This window comes from Gordonia amarae NBRC 15530 (genome assembly GCF_000241345.1).
Classification (GTDB): domain Bacteria; phylum Actinomycetota; class Actinomycetes; order Mycobacteriales; family Mycobacteriaceae; genus Gordonia; species Gordonia amarae.
Genome location: NZ_BAED01000026.1, coordinates 79824 through 95754, shown reverse-complemented (window position 1 = coordinate 95754; position 15931 = coordinate 79824). Strand labels below are relative to the sequence as shown.

The following is a 15931-nucleotide window of genomic DNA, read 5'->3' as shown; positions in this document are numbered from 1 at the left end:
GGGCCGTCCGGTGACCCCCGTGTCGGCGCTGTGGGCGGTCGCCGCCCCGACCGGACCGCAGGTCGCGCTGCTCGGGGCACTGGCCGACGCGGGCGAGCGGGTTCCCGAGGTGGCCGGTCGCTTCACGATGCCGTCGGGAGTGGCAGGGCCGTCGGGAGTGACGGGGCCGTCGGAAGTGGCGGGGCCGACGGGGGTAAGCGGGCCTCCGGGGGCCGGGGGCGGCGGCCGCGACGACGAGGAGCGGCTGCGGATCGGGCTGCTGCGGACCATGGACCGCTGGGGTGTCGAGCTGGCGATACGCGCGGCGACCGACGGGTACTCCGCCGCCGGGCAGATCGAGGCACTGCTGCACACCGCGAGCGGAATCAGGTCGCTCGCCGACGTGATCGCGGGTCGCGCATCGGCGGTCGCCGGCGCCCGCACCCGCGCGCTGGCCGTGGCCGCAGAACGGATCGCCGCGCGCGGCATCGAGCGCGCCGCCGCCGAAACACTGCTCGCCGACCTGGGGAGGGCCGGGTGACGGCTGACCTGGATGTGCCCGGTCTGGACGCGGCGACCGTCCGCGAGATCCACACGCTGACGGGGGTGGATGCCTCGGCGCTGCCGGTGCCGGGGCGGTCCGTCGTGGTCGCCGGTTCCGGGGGCGCCGGGGTGTCGAGCGTGCTTGCCGCCTGCGCCCAGCTCGCTCCGCACCTCGAGATCGCCGAATGGCGCGGCACGCGGACCACGGAGTCGGGGACCGCGCATCCTGGTCCGGCCGTGGCGCTGCTGGTGGTGGACCCGTCGTCGGGGGCGGGCGAGGAGGAGACTCAGCTGCTCGCCGCGTTGCGCCGGGAGGCCGGTGTGGTGGCGGTGGTCTGCAACAAGATCGACGCGTATTGGGACTGGCCCACCGCGCTGCGGCGGATCCGGTCCGTCCTCGACCCGGCCGGCCGGCTGCCCCTGTTCGCGGTGGCCGCCACGTCCGGCACGGGGATCGGCGGGCTGACCGGGTGGCTGACGGCGGTGACGTCATCGTCCGGCCGGGTGCGCCGCCGGGTGCGGCAGGCGGGTGTGGCGCTGGCGGCCGCCGACGCGGCGGGTGCGCCACCTCTCGATGACCGGACCGGCAGGCTCGGTGACCTCACCGAACGGCGGCGCCGGATCGTGGCGGGCCGCGACCGGGGGCGTACCGAGCGGCTCGCGGCCGCACGGTTCGAGTGCGCCGCCGCCCGCTCGGAGGTGCTCGACGAACTCGGCGTGACGATCCGGACGCTCGCCGCGGCGGCCGAAGCCCGGTGCGACGGCATCGGCGCGCACGAGGTACCGGTCTATCGCGCGTGGCTCGACACCCAGCTCGCCTCGGCGGTGATCCACATCGACCGGGCCGTCGCCGCCCGCTTCACGGAGGCCGCCGCGGTGTCCCTGGCCGGCCTCGGGTCCGCCCCGGTCGTCGCGGCGGGTGCCGCGCGGGTGGTGTCCACCGCACCGGTGACGGCGGCCGGCCCGCGCCGCGGCGCCGAGGACGCCGTGTTCGGTCTGCTCGGGGTGTCGACGGGCTTCGGCGTGGGACGGGCCGTCGCGTCGGGGGCGTCGGCGATGGGTGCCGGGCCCGCGGTGGGGTGGGCACTGACGCCGCTGACGGTGGTGGTCGGTCTCGCGATCGCGGTGTGGGTGATCGGGGTGCGGCGCACCTCGGCCGTCCGCGCCCAGGTGCGGACGGTGACCGCCACCGCGCTCGCCGAACTGCGCATCACCTGCGAGCGGCACGTGGCCGCGCGGTCGACATCGACGGAGCTGGAGGTCGCCGGGCAGATCGCCCGCCACCACGACAGGCTGGTCCGCGAGACCACCCGGCGGGTGGCGGCCCTCGACATCGAGATCGGGCGGTGCCGGGAACCGGCCGCGGACCCGGCCAGGCAGCGGGCCGTCCGGGCACTCGCGGACCGGCTGGCCGTCCTCGCAGATCCCGATACCCCAGATCCCGAAATCCAAGATCCCGAAATCCCGGAACCCGGGCCCCCCGTGCGCGCCACACTGGGAACCGACGACGAAGAAGGCAGGTGATGGGTATGGAGGCCGACATGTTCGGCGACGGCGGCGACCACCTCGCCCCACCCGGCAGCCCGGCCGATCATCTGTGGATGTCGCAGGGCGAGGACGTGTGGGATCTCGGACCCGCCGACCTGGACACGGACGCCGACGGGATCGCCGACTCCCTGACCCGGACCGGACCGGACGGCATGGCCGTGTACACCGATTCCGACGCCGACGGCCGCGTCGACCTGATCACCGAGATCGGCGCCGACGGCAGCTATTCGGCGCAGCGCCTGGACACCGGGACCGGCACCTGGCTGCCCACCGACTCCGGCCGGCTGGCCTGACAGCGGCCCCGTCCTGCCGTAATGCGGACAATCTCACCCGGGGGCGGCTACCTAGCGTCCGCTCGGTCCCGGTACCCTGGGACAAACGACGCAACGCCGGTGGTGGCCATCCGACGGTCATCGCCATTCTCGAGGAGACCCCATGACGTCTGCCACAATTCCTGGCCTGGATCCGAGTAGCGCCCCTACCAAGCACGCCGCGCTCCTCGCGTGGGTAGCCGAGATCGCCGAACTCACGCAGCCCGACGCCGTCGTCTGGTCCGATGGCAGCGACGCGGAGTGGGCCCGTCTCACCGAGCAGCTCGTCGCCGCGGGCACGCTCACCAAGCTGAACGAGGAGCTCAAGCCCAATTCGTTCCTGGCCAACTCCGATCCGGCCGACGTCGCGCGTGTCGAGTCCCGCACCTACATCTGCTCCGAGAAGGAAGAGGACGCGGGTCCCACCAACAACTGGGTCGATCCCGCGCAGATGCGGGAGACGATGACCGGCCTGTACCGCGGCAGCATGCGCGGGCGCACCATGTTCGTCATCCCGTTCTGCATGGGTCCGCTCGGCTCCGACGACCCGAAGCTGGGCGTGGAGATCACCGACTCCGAGTACGTCGTCCTGTCGATGCGCATCATGACCCGCGTCGGCACCCCGGTCCTCGAGCTCCTCGGCGACGACGGTTTCTTCGTCAAGTGCCTGCACTCGGTCGGCGCCCCCCTCGCCGAGGGCCAGGCCGACGTGCCGTGGCCGTGCAACACCGAGAAGTACATCACCCACTTCCCCGAGAGCCGCGAGATCTGGTCGTACGGTTCGGGTTACGGCGGCAACGCGCTGCTGGGCAAGAAGTGCTACGCGCTGCGCATCGCGTCGGTGCTGGCGCACGACGAGGGCTGGCTGGCCGAGCACATGCTGATCCTCAAACTCACCAGCCCGCAGGACAAGGTCTACTACGTTGCGGCCGCGTTCCCGAGTGCCTGCGGCAAGACCAACCTCGCGATGATCCAGCCCACCATCCCCGGCTGGAAGGCCGAGACCGTCGGCGACGACATCGCCTGGATGCGGTTCGGCAAGGACGGCCGCCTCTACGCGATCAACCCCGAGTTCGGCTTCTTCGGCGTCGCCCCCGGCACCAGCGCCGACTCCAACCCCAACGCGATGCACACCATCGACCACGGCAACACCCTGTACACCAATGTCGCGCTCACCGACCAGGGTGACGTGTGGTGGGAGGGCATCGGCGGCGACAAGCCGGCGCACCTGACCGACTGGCTGGGCAACGACTGGACCCCCGAGTCCGACAAGCCCGCCGCGCACCCCAACTCGCGGTACTGCACCCCGCTCACCCAGTGCCCGTCGCTGGCGCAGGAGTGGGACGACCCGCAGGGTGTGCCGATCTCGGCGATCCTGTTCGGCGGACGACGCAAGACCACCGTTCCGCTGGTCACCGAAGCCCGCGACTGGCAGCACGGCGTGTTCATGGGCGCCACCGTCGGCTCCGAGCAGACCGCCGCCGCCGAGGGCAAGGTGGGCACCGTCCGCCGCGACCCGATGGCGATGCTGCCGTTCATGGGCTACCACGTGGGCGACTACCTCTCGCACTGGATCGACCTCGGCAAGAACGCCGACGCCGCCAAGCTGCCCAAGATCTTCTACGTCAACTGGTTCCGCCGCGGCGAGGACGGCCGCTTCCTGTGGCCCGGCTTCGGCGAGAACAGCCGCGTCCTGGAGTGGATCATCGGCCGCATCGAGGGTCAGGTCGCCGGCGAGCAGACCCCCATCGGCATCGTCGCCAAGCCCGAGGAGTTCAACCTCGACGGCCTCGACGTCGAGGACCGCGATCTGGTGGAGGCGCTCGCCGTCAACACCGAGGAGTGGGAGCGTGAGCTGCCGCTGATCGACGAGCTGTTCGACTTTGTGGGCGACAAGCTCCCGTCGTCGCTGCGCGATGAGCTCGCCGCGCTGCGCGAACGGCTGGGCGCCTAGGATCTGGGGCCCAACCCCACACCCGCTGTAGAACAGGGTCGTGACCTCGGTCACGACCCTGTTCGTTTCGCGTTATCAGGGTCGAAATCAGGGACTGACCGGATGGACCGGGCAGCCGAACGTTTGGAAGGCTGGACGCATGACACACAGCGAGGGCGGTCCCCGGGCTCAGGTCGCGGCGAGTGCCGAGAATCTCACCAAGATCTACGGTTCCGGTGACACCGAGGTGGTGGCGTTACGCGGGGTGTCGGTGTCGTTCGCCGCGGGCGAGTTCACCGCCATCATGGGGCCGTCGGGGTCGGGTAAGTCGACGCTGATGCACTGCCTGGCCGGACTCGATGTGGCGACGTCGGGCAGCGTCCGCATCGGCGACGTCGAGCTGACCGGCCTGAGCGACAAGGCGATGACCACGCTGCGCCGCGACCGCATCGGCTTCGTGTTCCAGGCGTTCAATCTGGTGCCGACGCTGACCGCGGCCGAGAACATCACTTTGCCCCTCGACATCGCCGGCCGTGACGTGGACAAGCAGTGGTTCGACGCGGTGGTGACCCGGCTGGGCCTGACCGACCGTCTCACGCACCGGCCGGCGGAGCTGTCGGGCGGGCAGCAGCAGCGGGTGGCGTGTGCCCGGGCGCTGGTGGGGCGGCCCGACATCATCTTCGGCGACGAGCCGACCGGCAACCTCGACTCCCGCTCGTCGGGGGAGGTGCTGGAGATCCTGCGGGCGGCGACCGACGAGTTCGGGCAGACCGTCGTGATCGTCACCCACGATCCGCGCGCGGCGTCGTACGCCGACCGGGTGGTGTTCCTGGCCGACGGGCAGATCGTGCGTGAGCTCCGGCAGCCCCGGGCCGACGACGTCTTCGAGGTGATGAAGAACCTGGACAATCCGGTGGTCGCCTGACATGGGTGGTTCTGTGATGCGGCGGGTGTCGCTGCGTAACCTCGCCGCGCACAAGCTGCGGTTGGTGCTGACGGTCTTCTCGATCATGCTGGGCACCTCGTTCGTCGCCGGTTCGATGGTGTTCACGGCGTCGATCTCCAATGCTTTCGGTAATCTTTTCGACAATGTCGCGCCGGGGGTGTCGGCGGAGGTGACGGCATCCTCGGACACCGTCGGGGCCGGCGTCGACAACAGTGTCGTCGACGAATTGTCCTCGCGGAAAAGCGAACTCGGCATCGATAAGTTGGTCACCGACTATGGGGCCACCGTCACGGTGGCCGGTGGCAACGGCAAGGCGATCTCGACGGGCGGTGCCCCGAGCATCGGCTCGGCGTTCATCCCGCCCGACAGGGCGCTCTCGCCCGAGTCCACCAAGATCGAAGCCGGGGGCCGGGCGCCGCACGGCAGGGGCGAGATCGCGATCAACTCCTCGGCGGCCGAGAAGAACGGTCTCAAGGTCGGATCCAAGACCAAAGTCATTGTGGGGCAAGGATCTACCGAGCCGATGGATGTCACGGTGGTGGCGCTGCTCGATCAGCCCGGCTCGTCCAGCGGCTTCGTCAACGTCCAGTTCGACGAGAAGGTGGCCCGCGAACTCATGACCGACGGCACCTACGTCGGCATGGTCGACATGCGTGCCGCCCCGGGGGTGTCGCCCGAACAACTGCGGGACCGGGTCGCGGCCATCGTGGACCCCGAACGGTACGACGTGCGCACCGGCGATCAGGTCCGCGACGACGCCAAGGGCCAGTTCACCGATTTCCTCAACATCTTCCAGGGAATCCTGCTGGCCTTCGCGGCGATCGGCCTGGTGGTGGGCACCTTCATCATCTACAACACCTTCTCGATGATCGTCGCGCAGCGGAACAAGGAACTGGCGCTGCTGCGCGCCGTCGGCGCGAGCAGAAGACAGATCTCGCGGTCGGTGCTGTTCGAGGCGTTCGTCGTCGGCATCGTCGGCGGCGCGATCGGACTGGTCATCGGTATCGGGCTGGCCGCGCTGCTCAAACTGCTGGCCAACTCCGGCACGGGGCTGCCCGAGGGGCCCCTCACCGTCACCCCGGCGGCGGTGCTGGCCGCGTTGTTCGTCGGCATCGTCGTCACGATGGTCAGCGCCTGGGTGCCCGCCGCCCGGGCCGCGCGTGTGGCGCCGGTCGAGGCGATGCGGGCGAGCGCCGCCGAGGACAGCACCAACCTGGGCCGCCGCACACTCGTCGGCGTGGGTGTCGCGCTCGTCGCGCTCGGCCTCATCGTCGGCGGTGCGACCGGTGTGGGTGTCGGCCCGGCGGTGACCGTCGGGGTCGGCGCCGGCCTGGCGATCATCGCCGCGGTACTGGGCGGTCCGGCCCTGTCGCGGCCGTTCGTCGGCGGGCTCGGCCGCGTGCTCGGGGCGCCCTTCGGCAAGGTCGGGGGCCTGGCCCGCACCAACGCCGTCCGCAATCCGCGCCGCACCGCCGCCACCGCGTTCGCCCTTACCCTCGGCCTGCTGCTGGTCACGATCATCGGCATCCTCGGGGCCTCCTTCAAGGGCACCGCGGACGAGGCCGTCGACACCGGGATCGGCGCCGACTTCATCATCAGCGACACCAACCAGCAGCCGCTGCCGACGTCCATCGTCGACGCGATCACCGGGACGGACGGTGTCGGCAGCGTCGTCGCGTTCGGGCTGGTGCAGGCCAAGTACGACGGCAAGTTCATGACCGGGCAGGCGGCGATCGGCACCGGCCTCGGTGACCTGATGCATCTTCAGATGCTCGACGGCGCCTCGCCAGAGGTGCCCGCCGACGGTCTGCTCGTCACCGAGAAGTTCGCCAAGGACAAGAACTGGCGCCGTGGCGACACCGTCACCTTCAGCACACTCGGCGGCAAAGAGGTCCAGGTCAAGGTGGCCGGGATCTTCAAGGACACCCAGCTCATCCAGCCGTGGATCATGGGTGCGGACGCCTACCGGGCGCTTGTCCCGCAGTCGCTGCGGATGACCACGTTCATCCTGGCCGGCCCGGCGCCGGGCGTCACCCCCGACGCGCTGCGCGAACGTCTCGACGCGACCACCGCCGACTTCCTGACGGTGCAGGTCCAGGATCCGGAGGAGTTCAAGGGCACCATCTCCACCGCGATCGACCAGATGCTGGCCGTGCTGTACGCGATGCTCGGGCTGGCCCTGGTGATCGCGATCCTCGGCATCGTCAACACCCTGGCCCTGTCGGTGGTCGAGCGCAGACGCGAGATCGGCACGCTGCGGGCCATCGGCATGGTGCGGGCGCAGGTACGCCGCAGCATCTACCTGGAGTCGGTGCTGATCGCGGTCTTCGGTGCGGTGCTCGGGGTGGTGCTCGGTTCCGGGATCGGCTGGGCGTTCACCAAGACCCTCGCCAAGTGGGGTCTGGGTGATCCGGTGCTGCCGTGGTCGCTGATCGGCGGCACCGTGCTGGCCGCGGGTGTCGTCGGGATCCTCGCCGCTCTGTGGCCGGCGGTGCGCGCGGCCCGGACCACACCGCTGGAGGCCATCGCAGACCTCTGACCGGGGTCGACCGGCATTTCGGGCCGGTGGGTCGCTGTGGTGGGTCACGTGACCAGAATCGCCGCGCCAATCGCGTGTTCGGTGCTGTCGGCGATGGTGCGCACGGTAGGTTCTTGGGCATGGCTGTCTCCGCAAAAACAGAATTCGACGTCGACGCCCCGGCGTCGTTGATCATGGAAATCCTGCTCGACATCGACTCGCTCCCGCAGTGGTCCGACGCGCACAAATCGGCCGAGGTCCTCTCGACCCATCCGGACGGCACCCCGGACCGGGTGCACATCGTCGCGGGCCTGTCGGGCATCTCCGACGAGCAGACGCTCGCCTACACCTGGACCGAGAACTCGTGCACGTGGGATCTGGTCGAGGGCAAGCAGCTCAGCCAGCAGCACGGCGTGTACCGGCTCACCCCCGACGGCGACAAGACGCACGTCGAGTTCGAGCTCGAGGTGGATCTCAAGATCAAGCTGCCCGGCCTGATCGTCAAGCGCGGCCAGAAGGCCGCCGTCGAAACGGCGAAGAAGGGACTCATCGCCGAGGCCAAGCGCCGCTCGGCTGCCTGACCTTTTCGGCCCTTTCGGCCTTTTTGACCGGCCCGCTTTTACCGGTTCGGGAGTTACGCCAGGTACCTCCCGGCCGGCTGGTGGTGCCGGTCACGCGGCGGACGTTCGCGTCGTCTACGGTATAGGCACCGTGACGCCGGTGGACGTCCGTCGTTTCTTTGGAGGAGGCCGATTATATTGACTATCAACAAGTTTCGCTTTCGCATCGTGAGTGCGATCGTCGGGCTTGGTGCGGGACTCGCAGTCCTGGGTGTGTGTGGGGGCGCCGGCACGGCGTCGGCGGTGAACTGCCAGGCCACTGACGGCCAGCAGCTCCAGAAAGTTGTCGTGAAATCGGGGTGCGGTGCCAAGGCCGGCAAGGGCAGCACGGCCACGGCGCACGAAAGCGGTGGCCGGGGAACCGCCGTGGCAGTCGCCGACAATGGCGGTCAGGCGACCGCCGACAACCGGCAGCCGGGTTCGATCGCGCTCGCCGGCGCGTTCAACGGGGGCAGGGCTCATTCGATCACCGTCGGACCCAACGCCCTGACGCTCGCGCAGGCGACCGAGGGCCAGAACGCGCTCGCCATCGGCGGCGCGAACAGCCAGGCCCGCATCGGGCCGAACGGCGCCGACTGCTACGGCATGCTGGCGGTGGCGGTCGAGATGAACAAGGCCAAGGGCTGCGTCAAACTCGGCCCCGCAGAATTCGTCCAGTAACTTCGCGCAGTAACACGGACGTATTTGGTATCAGCCGGGTTCGGTTTTGTGGACCCGCCCCGTTCTGGACGAGGGAGTGAGCCGGGCGACGAAGGAGCCCGCGCGAACGACTGAGGAAGAACGGGGAGCAAGGGTTCACAAAACCGAGGCCCGGCGCATTCAATACAGGACTTTCGTCCCTTATCGGTCCCCGGGTTCACCTCAGCGTCACCCGCCGGTCGGGTGGTGCGCTTATTGTGGCGGGGTGACCGAGGTTTATACACCGGCCGTGGACGGCCAGGCCCAGTTCGGACCGGATTTCAGCAAACTCAACGGCCGTGAGGCTCTGCAGCAGATCGTCGACCTGCACGACGTGACCCAGTTCGCGGTCAACGACGACGATGACGACGACCCCGTCCTGCTGCACCTGCCCGGCCGCAATGTGATCGACACGTGGCGCCAGGACTATCCGTACGAAGACCGGATGAGCCGCCGCGAGTACGAGATCGGCAAACGCAAGCTGCAGATCGAACTGCTGAAACTGCAGAAGTGGACCAAGCAGACCGGGCAGCGGTTCCTGCTGGTGTTCGAGGGTCGCGACGCCGCCGGCAAGGGGGGCACCATCAAGCGGTTCAACGAGCATCTCAATCCGCGCGGTGCCCGCGTCGTCGCGCTGGAGAAGCCGAGCGAGCGCGAAGCCACCGAATGGTACTTCCAGCGGTACGTGCAGCACCTGCCCGCCGCCGGTGAGATGGTGTTCTTCGATCGGTCCTGGTACAACCGCGCCGGTGTGGAACGGGTGATGGGATTCTGCACCGACGAGCAGTACACCCAGTTCATCGAGCAGGTTCCGGCGTTCGAGAAGATGCTCGTCGACGACGGTATCCATCTGGTCAAGTTCTGGTTCTCGGTGTCTCCGCTGGAGCAGCGCACCCGGTTCGCGATCCGGCAGATCGACCCGGTCCGGCAGTGGAAGCTGTCGCCGATGGACCTGGCCTCCCTCGACAAGTGGGACGACTACGGCGCCGCCAAGGAGGCGATGTTCGCCGCCACCGACAACGATTTCGCGCCGTGGACGGTGGTCAAGAGCAACGACAAGAAGCGTGCCCGCCTCAACGCGATGCGCCATGTGCTCGCCTCGTTCGACTACACCGGAAAGGACGTCGAGCTGGTCGGGGAGCCCGATCCGCTGATCGTCAGCCGGGCCCGCGACACCATCGGGGAGTAGCGGACGCCGGCCGGGGCGGGCGAAGCGACGGGGAATGTCACTTGTCAGACGCGGTACATCGATGAAATGTAATGCGGCTGTCCGTCGATGCTGTCCAGGTACCCTGGCGGCGTGCGGACTTTCCTCAGTGCTGTTCTGACGCTCGTCGCGATGGCGGCCATCGTGCTCGCGGTGCCGTCGTTGTGGGTCAAGGAGCGGCTCGTCGACTCCGAGGGGTTCGCCTCGTCGATGCGTCCGGTGGCGGAGCAGCAGAAGGTCCGCGACTACATGACCGAACAGATCACCCGAGGGGTGATCGACCGGGCCGGCGGTGCCGGGAGCTTCACCGGCGGGGTGACGAGTGCCTTCGTCACACCACTCGCCCGGGCTTACACCGATTCCGATCAGTTCGAGGAGGACTTCGTGCAGGTTGTCGCCGACCAGCACGACTACCTGTTCGACGAGCCGGGTGCCGACGCCGCCGACGACCAGGGCCTCCAACTCGACATCGCGCCGATGGTCAACCGGGTGCTCAACAAGCTCGGTATCTCCGCGCAGACCGACGGGATCATGGTCGAGCTGAGCGGTTCGAATCTGGAGGCCGGCCGCTACCACAAGACCGGCCGCGACATCACGCGCCTGGCGCTCGCGTCGACGGCCGCGGCGATCATCGGCGCGCTCGGCGGTCTGCTGATCGCCCGCAGGCGCGGTGTGGTGCTGCTGTTCCTCGGCCTGGCCACGGTCGCCGCCGCGGTGGTGAGTTACGCGGTGTCCGTGGTGGGTGCCGACCGTGCCAAGGACGAGCTGACCGGCGGTGCCGGCTCAGACCGCGAGGTGAGCGAGGCGATCGTCGACACCGTGCTCAAGAACCTGCACGAGGTCGCCTTCATCGTCGGCGGTGCCGGACTCGGGGTGGCGCTCCTCGGCGCGGCCATCGCGGTGGCCATGCGCCGCCGAGGATAGCCGACCACACCGCTGGTTGAGGTGCGAGGAGCGTAAGCGACGAGCCTCGAAACCCCGCAAGTTCACTCGCTACCGATGGTGCGCCACAGAAACTCGTACGCCAGGGCCGATTTGAACGCCGCCTGTTTGTTGTCGGCGGCGCCGCCGTGGCCGCCCTCGATGTTCTCGTAGTAGCTGACCCGATGCCCGGTCTCCTCCAGGCGCGCGACGAACTTGCGCGCGTGCCCCGGGTGGACGCGGTCGTCGCGGGTGGAGGTGGTCACCAGGATCGGCGGGTAGTCCACGTCTGCCCGAACGTGCTGGTACGGCGAGTACTCGCCGAGGTACGCCCACTCCTCGGGGTTGTCGGGATCGCCGTACTCGGCCATCCACGACGCCCCGGCGAGCAGCAGATGGTAGCGACGCATGTCCAGCAGCGGCACCTGGCAGACGATGGCGCCGAACAGGTCCGGGTAGCGGGTCAACATCACCCCCATCAGCAGGCCGCCGTTGGATCCGCCTTGCGCGGCGAGCCGGTCGGGGGTGGTGAGTCCTTGCGTCACAAGATCTTTCGCAACCGCTGAGAAATCCTCGTACACCTTGTGCCGGTTGGCTTTCTGTGTCTGGGTGTGCCACACCGGCCCATATTCGCCACCGCCGCGGATGTTGGCGATCACGTAGATGCCGCCCCGCGAGATCCAGTTGCGGCCGCTGATCGCCGTGTACGACGGCGTCTGCGACACCTGGAAGCCGCCGTAGCCGTACAGCAGGGTGGGGCCGCTGGTCACATCCGATCGGCGGATCACGAAGTAGGGGATCGCGGTGCCGTCGTCGGAGGTCGCGAAACGCTGTTCGGTGAGCACCGACGACGCGTCGTACAGCGCGGGTGCGGACTTGATGACGGTGGCTGGTGCACCGCTGTCCCCGTGCAGCAGCGTCGGCGGGGTGGTGAACGACGATGCGGTCCAGAACACCTCGTCGCTCTCGTCGGGGTCGGTGTCGAGGACCGAGATGGTGGCCAGTTCGGGCAGCCCCGGCTGCGGCACCGGCGCCCAGTCGCCCAGGGTGATCACCTCGACCTCGGTGGCCACGTCGCGCAGCTTCACCAGGATCAGATGCGACTTGGTGAACACGAAGTCGTCGAGCGAGGTGTGCGCGTCGGGCGTGAACAGGACGGTGTGTTCGCGTCCGCCCGCCAGATAGTCGTCGTAGCCGAAGACGAGCAGCGTGTCGGCCTCGTAGGTGGCCTCGCCCACCGTCCAGGGGGACCGGGTCAGCACCAGCAACCAGTCCCGGAACACAGCGAACTTGGCGTCGGTGGGCACGTCGATCTCGATGAGTTCGCCGTCGCGCAGCTCGTAGCCGATGGTGTTGTAGAAGTCGGTGCTGCGCATGACGTAGTCGCGTTCGAAACCGGGCGAAGGGTCGTGCGACGCCGAGATCGACACGTCACCCGGCTCACCGGTGAACACGGTGACCGCCTCGTCGAGCGGGGTACCGCGCGTCCAGCGTTTGGCCACCCGCGGATAGCCCGACGACGTCAGCGCCCCGTGCCCGTCGGGCTGCGCACCGAAGTCGGTGCCCACCCAGGCGGTGTCGTGGTCGATCCAGTCGATGCGGGACTTGTTCTCCGGCAACACGAATCCGTCGGTCACCCAGGAGCGTGCGGCGACGTCGAACTCGCGCACCACCACCGCGTCGGCGCCGCCTCGGGACAGCGAGACCAGCGCCCGGTCATACTCGGGCCTGAGCATCGTCACGCCCGACCACACCCAGTTCTCCTCCTCGGCGGCGGCGAGGGCGTCGACGTCGATCAGTACATCCCAGTCGGGCGTATCGGTCGTGTACGACTCGAAAGTGGTGCGCCGCCACAGCCCTTTCGGGTGCTGCGCGTCCTTCCAGAAGTTGTACAGATACTCACCGCGCCGGCGTGCGTACGGGATCCGCTCGTCGGTATCGAGCACCTCCAGCGTGTGGGCCTGCATGTCGCGGAACCGGTCGGAATCGGTGAGTTCGGCGACGGTCGGCTCATTGTGCGACCGCACCCAGTCGAGCGCCTGCTCGCCGGTTACCTCCTCGAGCCAGAGGTACGGATCGTCTGCTGCGGAAGTATCGGTCACCCGAACCAGTGTGCACCACCGCTTCGCGCACCACCCGCCCCGCCGCTGTCCCTTCGCCGGTTGAGGTGCGAGGAGCGCAAGCGACGAGCCTCGAAACCTGGTGAGACAACAATGCCCGCTCACCAGGTTTCGAGGCTCGCAGGCTCGCACCTCAACCGGCTGGAGAAACTACTTGCGGCCGGCCTTCCAGTTCAGGCCCCAGTTGTAGGCCTCGTCGACCTTGTCCTGGGCGCCGCGGATATAGCGCACCTCGCGGTTGATGACCAGTTCACCGCCACGGTTCTCGATGAGCGCGATGGCACACGAGAGCGCGCTCTGGTCGGACTCGTCGAGGAACACCTCGATCTGCGGTCCGCTGCTGGGGAAGACGGTCACCACACCGTTGGCGGCGGCCCAGTTCGGGGCACCCTCGTAGATGTAGGCGAAGATCAGGATACGCCGGATGTTCTGTGTCGCAGCCAGATCGATGTACATGTTCTCGCCACCGGCGGCCGAACCGGAACGGTCGTCGCCGTCGAGATAGATGATCGGCTGACCCTGTCGCGGTGCCTGGAACGAGTTGCCGAGCGCCTGCACGATGCCCTTGCTGCCGTCGGTGAACTCCCACAGGCAGGCCAGGTCGAGGTCGACACCGCCGGCGGCGCGTTTGAAGAAGCCGCCCTTCTTGGCGCCGGTGGTCCAGTTCAGGTTCACCCGCAGCTGGCCGGTGGTGGCGCCCTGCTTGGTCAGCGAGACGCTGGGTGCGGACTTGGTGAGTGTCACCTTTTGCAGCGAGACGGGGGCCTGGGCGGGTGGTTGCTGCTGGTAGGGCTGGGCCGGTGGCTGCCCGGGGTATGGCTGCTGCTGCGGCGGGTACGGCTGGGCGGGCGGCTGCTGATACGGCTGAGTCGGGGGATACTGCTGGGCCGGCGGCTGCTGCGGCGGGTAGGGCTGGGCCGGGGGCTGCTGCGGTGCGGCCGGCTGCGAGGGACGTTTGGTGTAGTCGATACCCATGGTCATCGGTCCTTTGTTGTGCTCGTGACGGTGCTGGTCAGATTCGGTTGCATGCGGTGAAGGTGAGTGCGGGGTAGCCCGTCTCGGGCGTCTGCGAAGTCGGGGGGAGGGTTCGTCAGGGGACCTCGATCCGGGACCGGCGGCCGAAATCGGCTGCCACCTCCAGGGTTCCGTTCGGCGCGCGCCGACAACTCGCGACCGCGGCGTGGCACGGCCGGGAGTCGGCGGGCACGATGAAGCCGCCGTCGAGGTGATAACGGGAGTTGGTGATCTTGACCGCCACCGCCGACGGATCGCCGGGCGCCGCCGGCGGTGCGTCGTGCCGCAGGTACACCATCGCCTCGGTGACGCCGGGCGGCCAGGCGAACGTCAGCACGCCGCCGCCGGCGCCGAACATGGCGATGGCGGGCAGGCCGGGAACGGTGGGCGGTCCGGACGGTGCCGGCGGCGGTGCGGTCTCCCGCGTGAGGATCGGGGCTACCGGTGCCGGATTCTCGGCTGTGCGTTGCCGTCTCGGTGTCCGGCGGGTGGTGTCGATGCGTCCGGGTACAGGAGCCGGAGTCGGCTGGGGTGTCACGGGTTGGGGGACCGGGGTGGGCTGGGGCCGCGCCACAGGTGCCGGAGCGATCGAGCCGGGGGTGCTCTCCACCGCGGCCCCGAACTCGCCGGCCAGGTCGTGCAGCAGTTGCCGGGCACCGGCGTGACCGAGGCCGCGGTCCACTGCCTCTTCCAAAAGGAACTCGTAATCCCCATGCCGCAGCACATCTTCGACGAGCACCGCGGCGCGGACGCGGGGCCGCAGATAGTCGGCGACCGATTCGCTGACCGCCTTGCGGTAGGCGATGATCCGGCTGATGTCGCCGAGCAGGATGTCGCGGCAGTGCACGACGAGTTCGTCGAGCACAGCACGCATCGGGCCGGCGGGCATTTCGCGGGCGCGTTCGGCCACCATCTCGATACGCGCCTCGATCTCCTCGGCGTCGGTGGCGTCATCGAGGCTCAGGTGCAGCAGCGCGAGGAGAGTCGGGGTGGGTTCACCGCCGGACCGGATCCGGTCGAATTCGCCGAGCAGTCTGGTGATCTGGCTCAGCCGCTGTTCGCTGATCGGGGCGGGCGCCGCGGGCTGCGGCGCGGGCGTGGCGGCGTCGCCGACGGCGTGGTGCCGCGACAGCCTCGCCTCGATCTCAGCCGGGGCGAGGCCGCCCATCGCACCGATGTCGAACAGGCCGGCGCGTTTGGATTCCGGGATGCCGCCGTACCGTTCGGTGAGCCGCTCGATCGCGTTGTCGAGTAGCTCGTATCGCCCGGCATCGCGTTGACCACGTTGTGCGGCAACGGCTCTCGCCTCGGCGATGCGGCTGGTGGAGTACCGCAGCGGTTTCGACCTCGCGTCGTGTGATGCCACCAGTTCGGCCACGAGGCCGCGGTATTTGGGATGGTCCCGCTGCTTCTGCCAGAACGCCCACACCGCCTCGATGCGACCGACGGCCTGATCGTCGCTGATCCGTTCGGCATCATCGAGCGGAATGTCGTACAGCTCAAACGAATCCGACGTCGACGGTCCGCCCCGCCGGTCAACGGCGGCCAGGACCCGTTTGCGGTAGTCGTTGGAGTTGAACGGCTGCATCACTT

The 15931-nt window shown here is 68.9% G+C and carries 12 protein-coding genes and 1 pseudogene; 10 read left to right on the top strand and 3 right to left on the bottom strand.

The features are described from left to right. The 10 genes and pseudogenes from GOAMR_RS25105 to GOAMR_RS08310 all read left to right on the top strand — a co-directional run. Positions 1 to 520, top strand: a pseudogene (locus GOAMR_RS25105) (hypothetical protein); the annotation flags it as partial. Then, entirely contained in the window at positions 517 to 2046 is a 1530-nt protein-coding gene (locus GOAMR_RS25100) for a GTPase domain-containing protein (RefSeq protein WP_005185519.1), read from the top strand. The pseudogene GOAMR_RS25105 and the gene GOAMR_RS25100, both read left to right, overlap by 4 nt. A gap of 5 nt (positions 2047 to 2051) precedes the next feature. Next, positions 2052 to 2363, top strand: a complete 312-nt coding sequence (locus tag GOAMR_RS08345) for a DUF6802 family protein (protein ID WP_083836890.1) — start codon at positions 2052 to 2054, stop codon at positions 2361 to 2363. 142 nt (positions 2364 to 2505) lie between these two features. Beyond that, the gene (locus GOAMR_RS08340) at positions 2506 to 4335 is read left to right on the top strand and encodes a phosphoenolpyruvate carboxykinase (GTP) (protein WP_005185502.1); all 1830 of its coding nucleotides are present in this window, start codon (positions 2506 to 2508) and stop codon (positions 4333 to 4335) included. 139 nt (positions 4336 to 4474) lie between these two features. Further along, the gene (locus GOAMR_RS08335) at positions 4475 to 5239 is read left to right on the top strand and encodes an ABC transporter ATP-binding protein (protein ID WP_005185500.1); all 765 of its coding nucleotides are present in this window, start codon (positions 4475 to 4477) and stop codon (positions 5237 to 5239) included. A gap of 1 nt (position 5240) precedes the next feature. Then, the gene (locus GOAMR_RS08330) at positions 5241 to 7799 is read left to right on the top strand and encodes an ABC transporter permease (RefSeq protein ID WP_005185498.1); all 2559 of its coding nucleotides are present in this window, start codon (positions 5241 to 5243) and stop codon (positions 7797 to 7799) included. A 119-nt stretch (positions 7800 to 7918) separates the two neighbouring features. Continuing rightward, positions 7919 to 8359 carry an SRPBCC family protein gene (locus GOAMR_RS08325; protein ID WP_005185496.1) on the top strand — a complete coding sequence of 147 codons (441 nt, stop codon included), beginning with the start codon at positions 7919 to 7921 and terminating at the stop codon, positions 8357 to 8359. Positions 8360 to 8566: 207 nt separating this feature from the next. After that, the gene (locus GOAMR_RS08320; protein ID WP_244427335.1) at positions 8567 to 9058 is read left to right on the top strand and encodes a DUF6764 family protein; all 492 of its coding nucleotides are present in this window, start codon (positions 8567 to 8569) and stop codon (positions 9056 to 9058) included. A gap of 244 nt (positions 9059 to 9302) precedes the next feature. Next, positions 9303 to 10265, top strand: coding sequence for a polyphosphate kinase 2 (ppk2, locus tag GOAMR_RS08315; protein ID WP_005185492.1), 963 nt, complete (start codon positions 9303 to 9305; stop codon positions 10263 to 10265). Positions 10266 to 10376: 111 nt separating this feature from the next. Further along, entirely contained in the window at positions 10377 to 11207 is an 831-nt protein-coding gene (locus GOAMR_RS08310; RefSeq protein ID WP_083836895.1) for a hypothetical protein, read from the top strand. Between the two features lie 62 nt (positions 11208 to 11269). On the opposite strand, the gene GOAMR_RS08305 is transcribed toward GOAMR_RS08310, so the two are convergent. The 3 genes from GOAMR_RS08305 to GOAMR_RS08295 form a co-directional block, all read right to left on the bottom strand. Next, positions 11270 to 13306, bottom strand: coding sequence for a prolyl oligopeptidase family serine peptidase (locus GOAMR_RS08305; protein ID WP_005185487.1), 2037 nt, complete (start codon positions 13304 to 13306; stop codon positions 11270 to 11272). Positions 13307 to 13474: 168 nt separating this feature from the next. Continuing rightward, positions 13475 to 14299: a TerD family protein gene (locus GOAMR_RS08300; RefSeq protein ID WP_083836894.1), complete on the bottom strand. Its 825-nt coding sequence runs from the start codon at positions 14297 to 14299 to the stop codon at positions 13475 to 13477. A 115-nt stretch (positions 14300 to 14414) separates the two neighbouring features. Beyond that, the gene (locus GOAMR_RS08295) at positions 14415 to 15926 is read right to left on the bottom strand and encodes a SaeA-related protein (protein WP_040514730.1); all 1512 of its coding nucleotides are present in this window, start codon (positions 15924 to 15926) and stop codon (positions 14415 to 14417) included. Positions 15927 to 15931 lie beyond the last annotated feature (5 nt).

What these genes read in the sequence shown, in the direction of transcription:
- GOAMR_RS08345 (WP_083836890.1), top strand. Translation starts at nt 2,052, where the DNA reads ATGGAGGCCGACATGTTCGGCGACGGCGGCGACCACCTCGCCCCACCC.
- GOAMR_RS08340 (WP_005185502.1), top strand. Translation starts at nt 2,506, where the DNA reads ATGACGTCTGCCACAATTCCTGGCCTGGATCCGAGTAGCGCCCCTACC.
- GOAMR_RS08335 (WP_005185500.1), top strand. Translation starts at nt 4,475, where the DNA reads ATGACACACAGCGAGGGCGGTCCCCGGGCTCAGGTCGCGGCGAGTGCC.
- GOAMR_RS08330 (WP_005185498.1), top strand. Translation starts at nt 5,241, where the DNA reads ATGGGTGGTTCTGTGATGCGGCGGGTGTCGCTGCGTAACCTCGCCGCG.
- GOAMR_RS08325 (WP_005185496.1), top strand. Translation starts at nt 7,919, where the DNA reads ATGGCTGTCTCCGCAAAAACAGAATTCGACGTCGACGCCCCGGCGTCG.
- GOAMR_RS08300 (WP_083836894.1), bottom strand. Translation starts at nt 14,299, where the DNA reads ATGGGTATCGACTACACCAAACGTCCCTCGCAGCCGGCCGCACCGCAG.
- GOAMR_RS08295 (WP_040514730.1), bottom strand. Translation starts at nt 15,926, where the DNA reads ATGCAGCCGTTCAACTCCAACGACTACCGCAAACGGGTCCTGGCCGCC.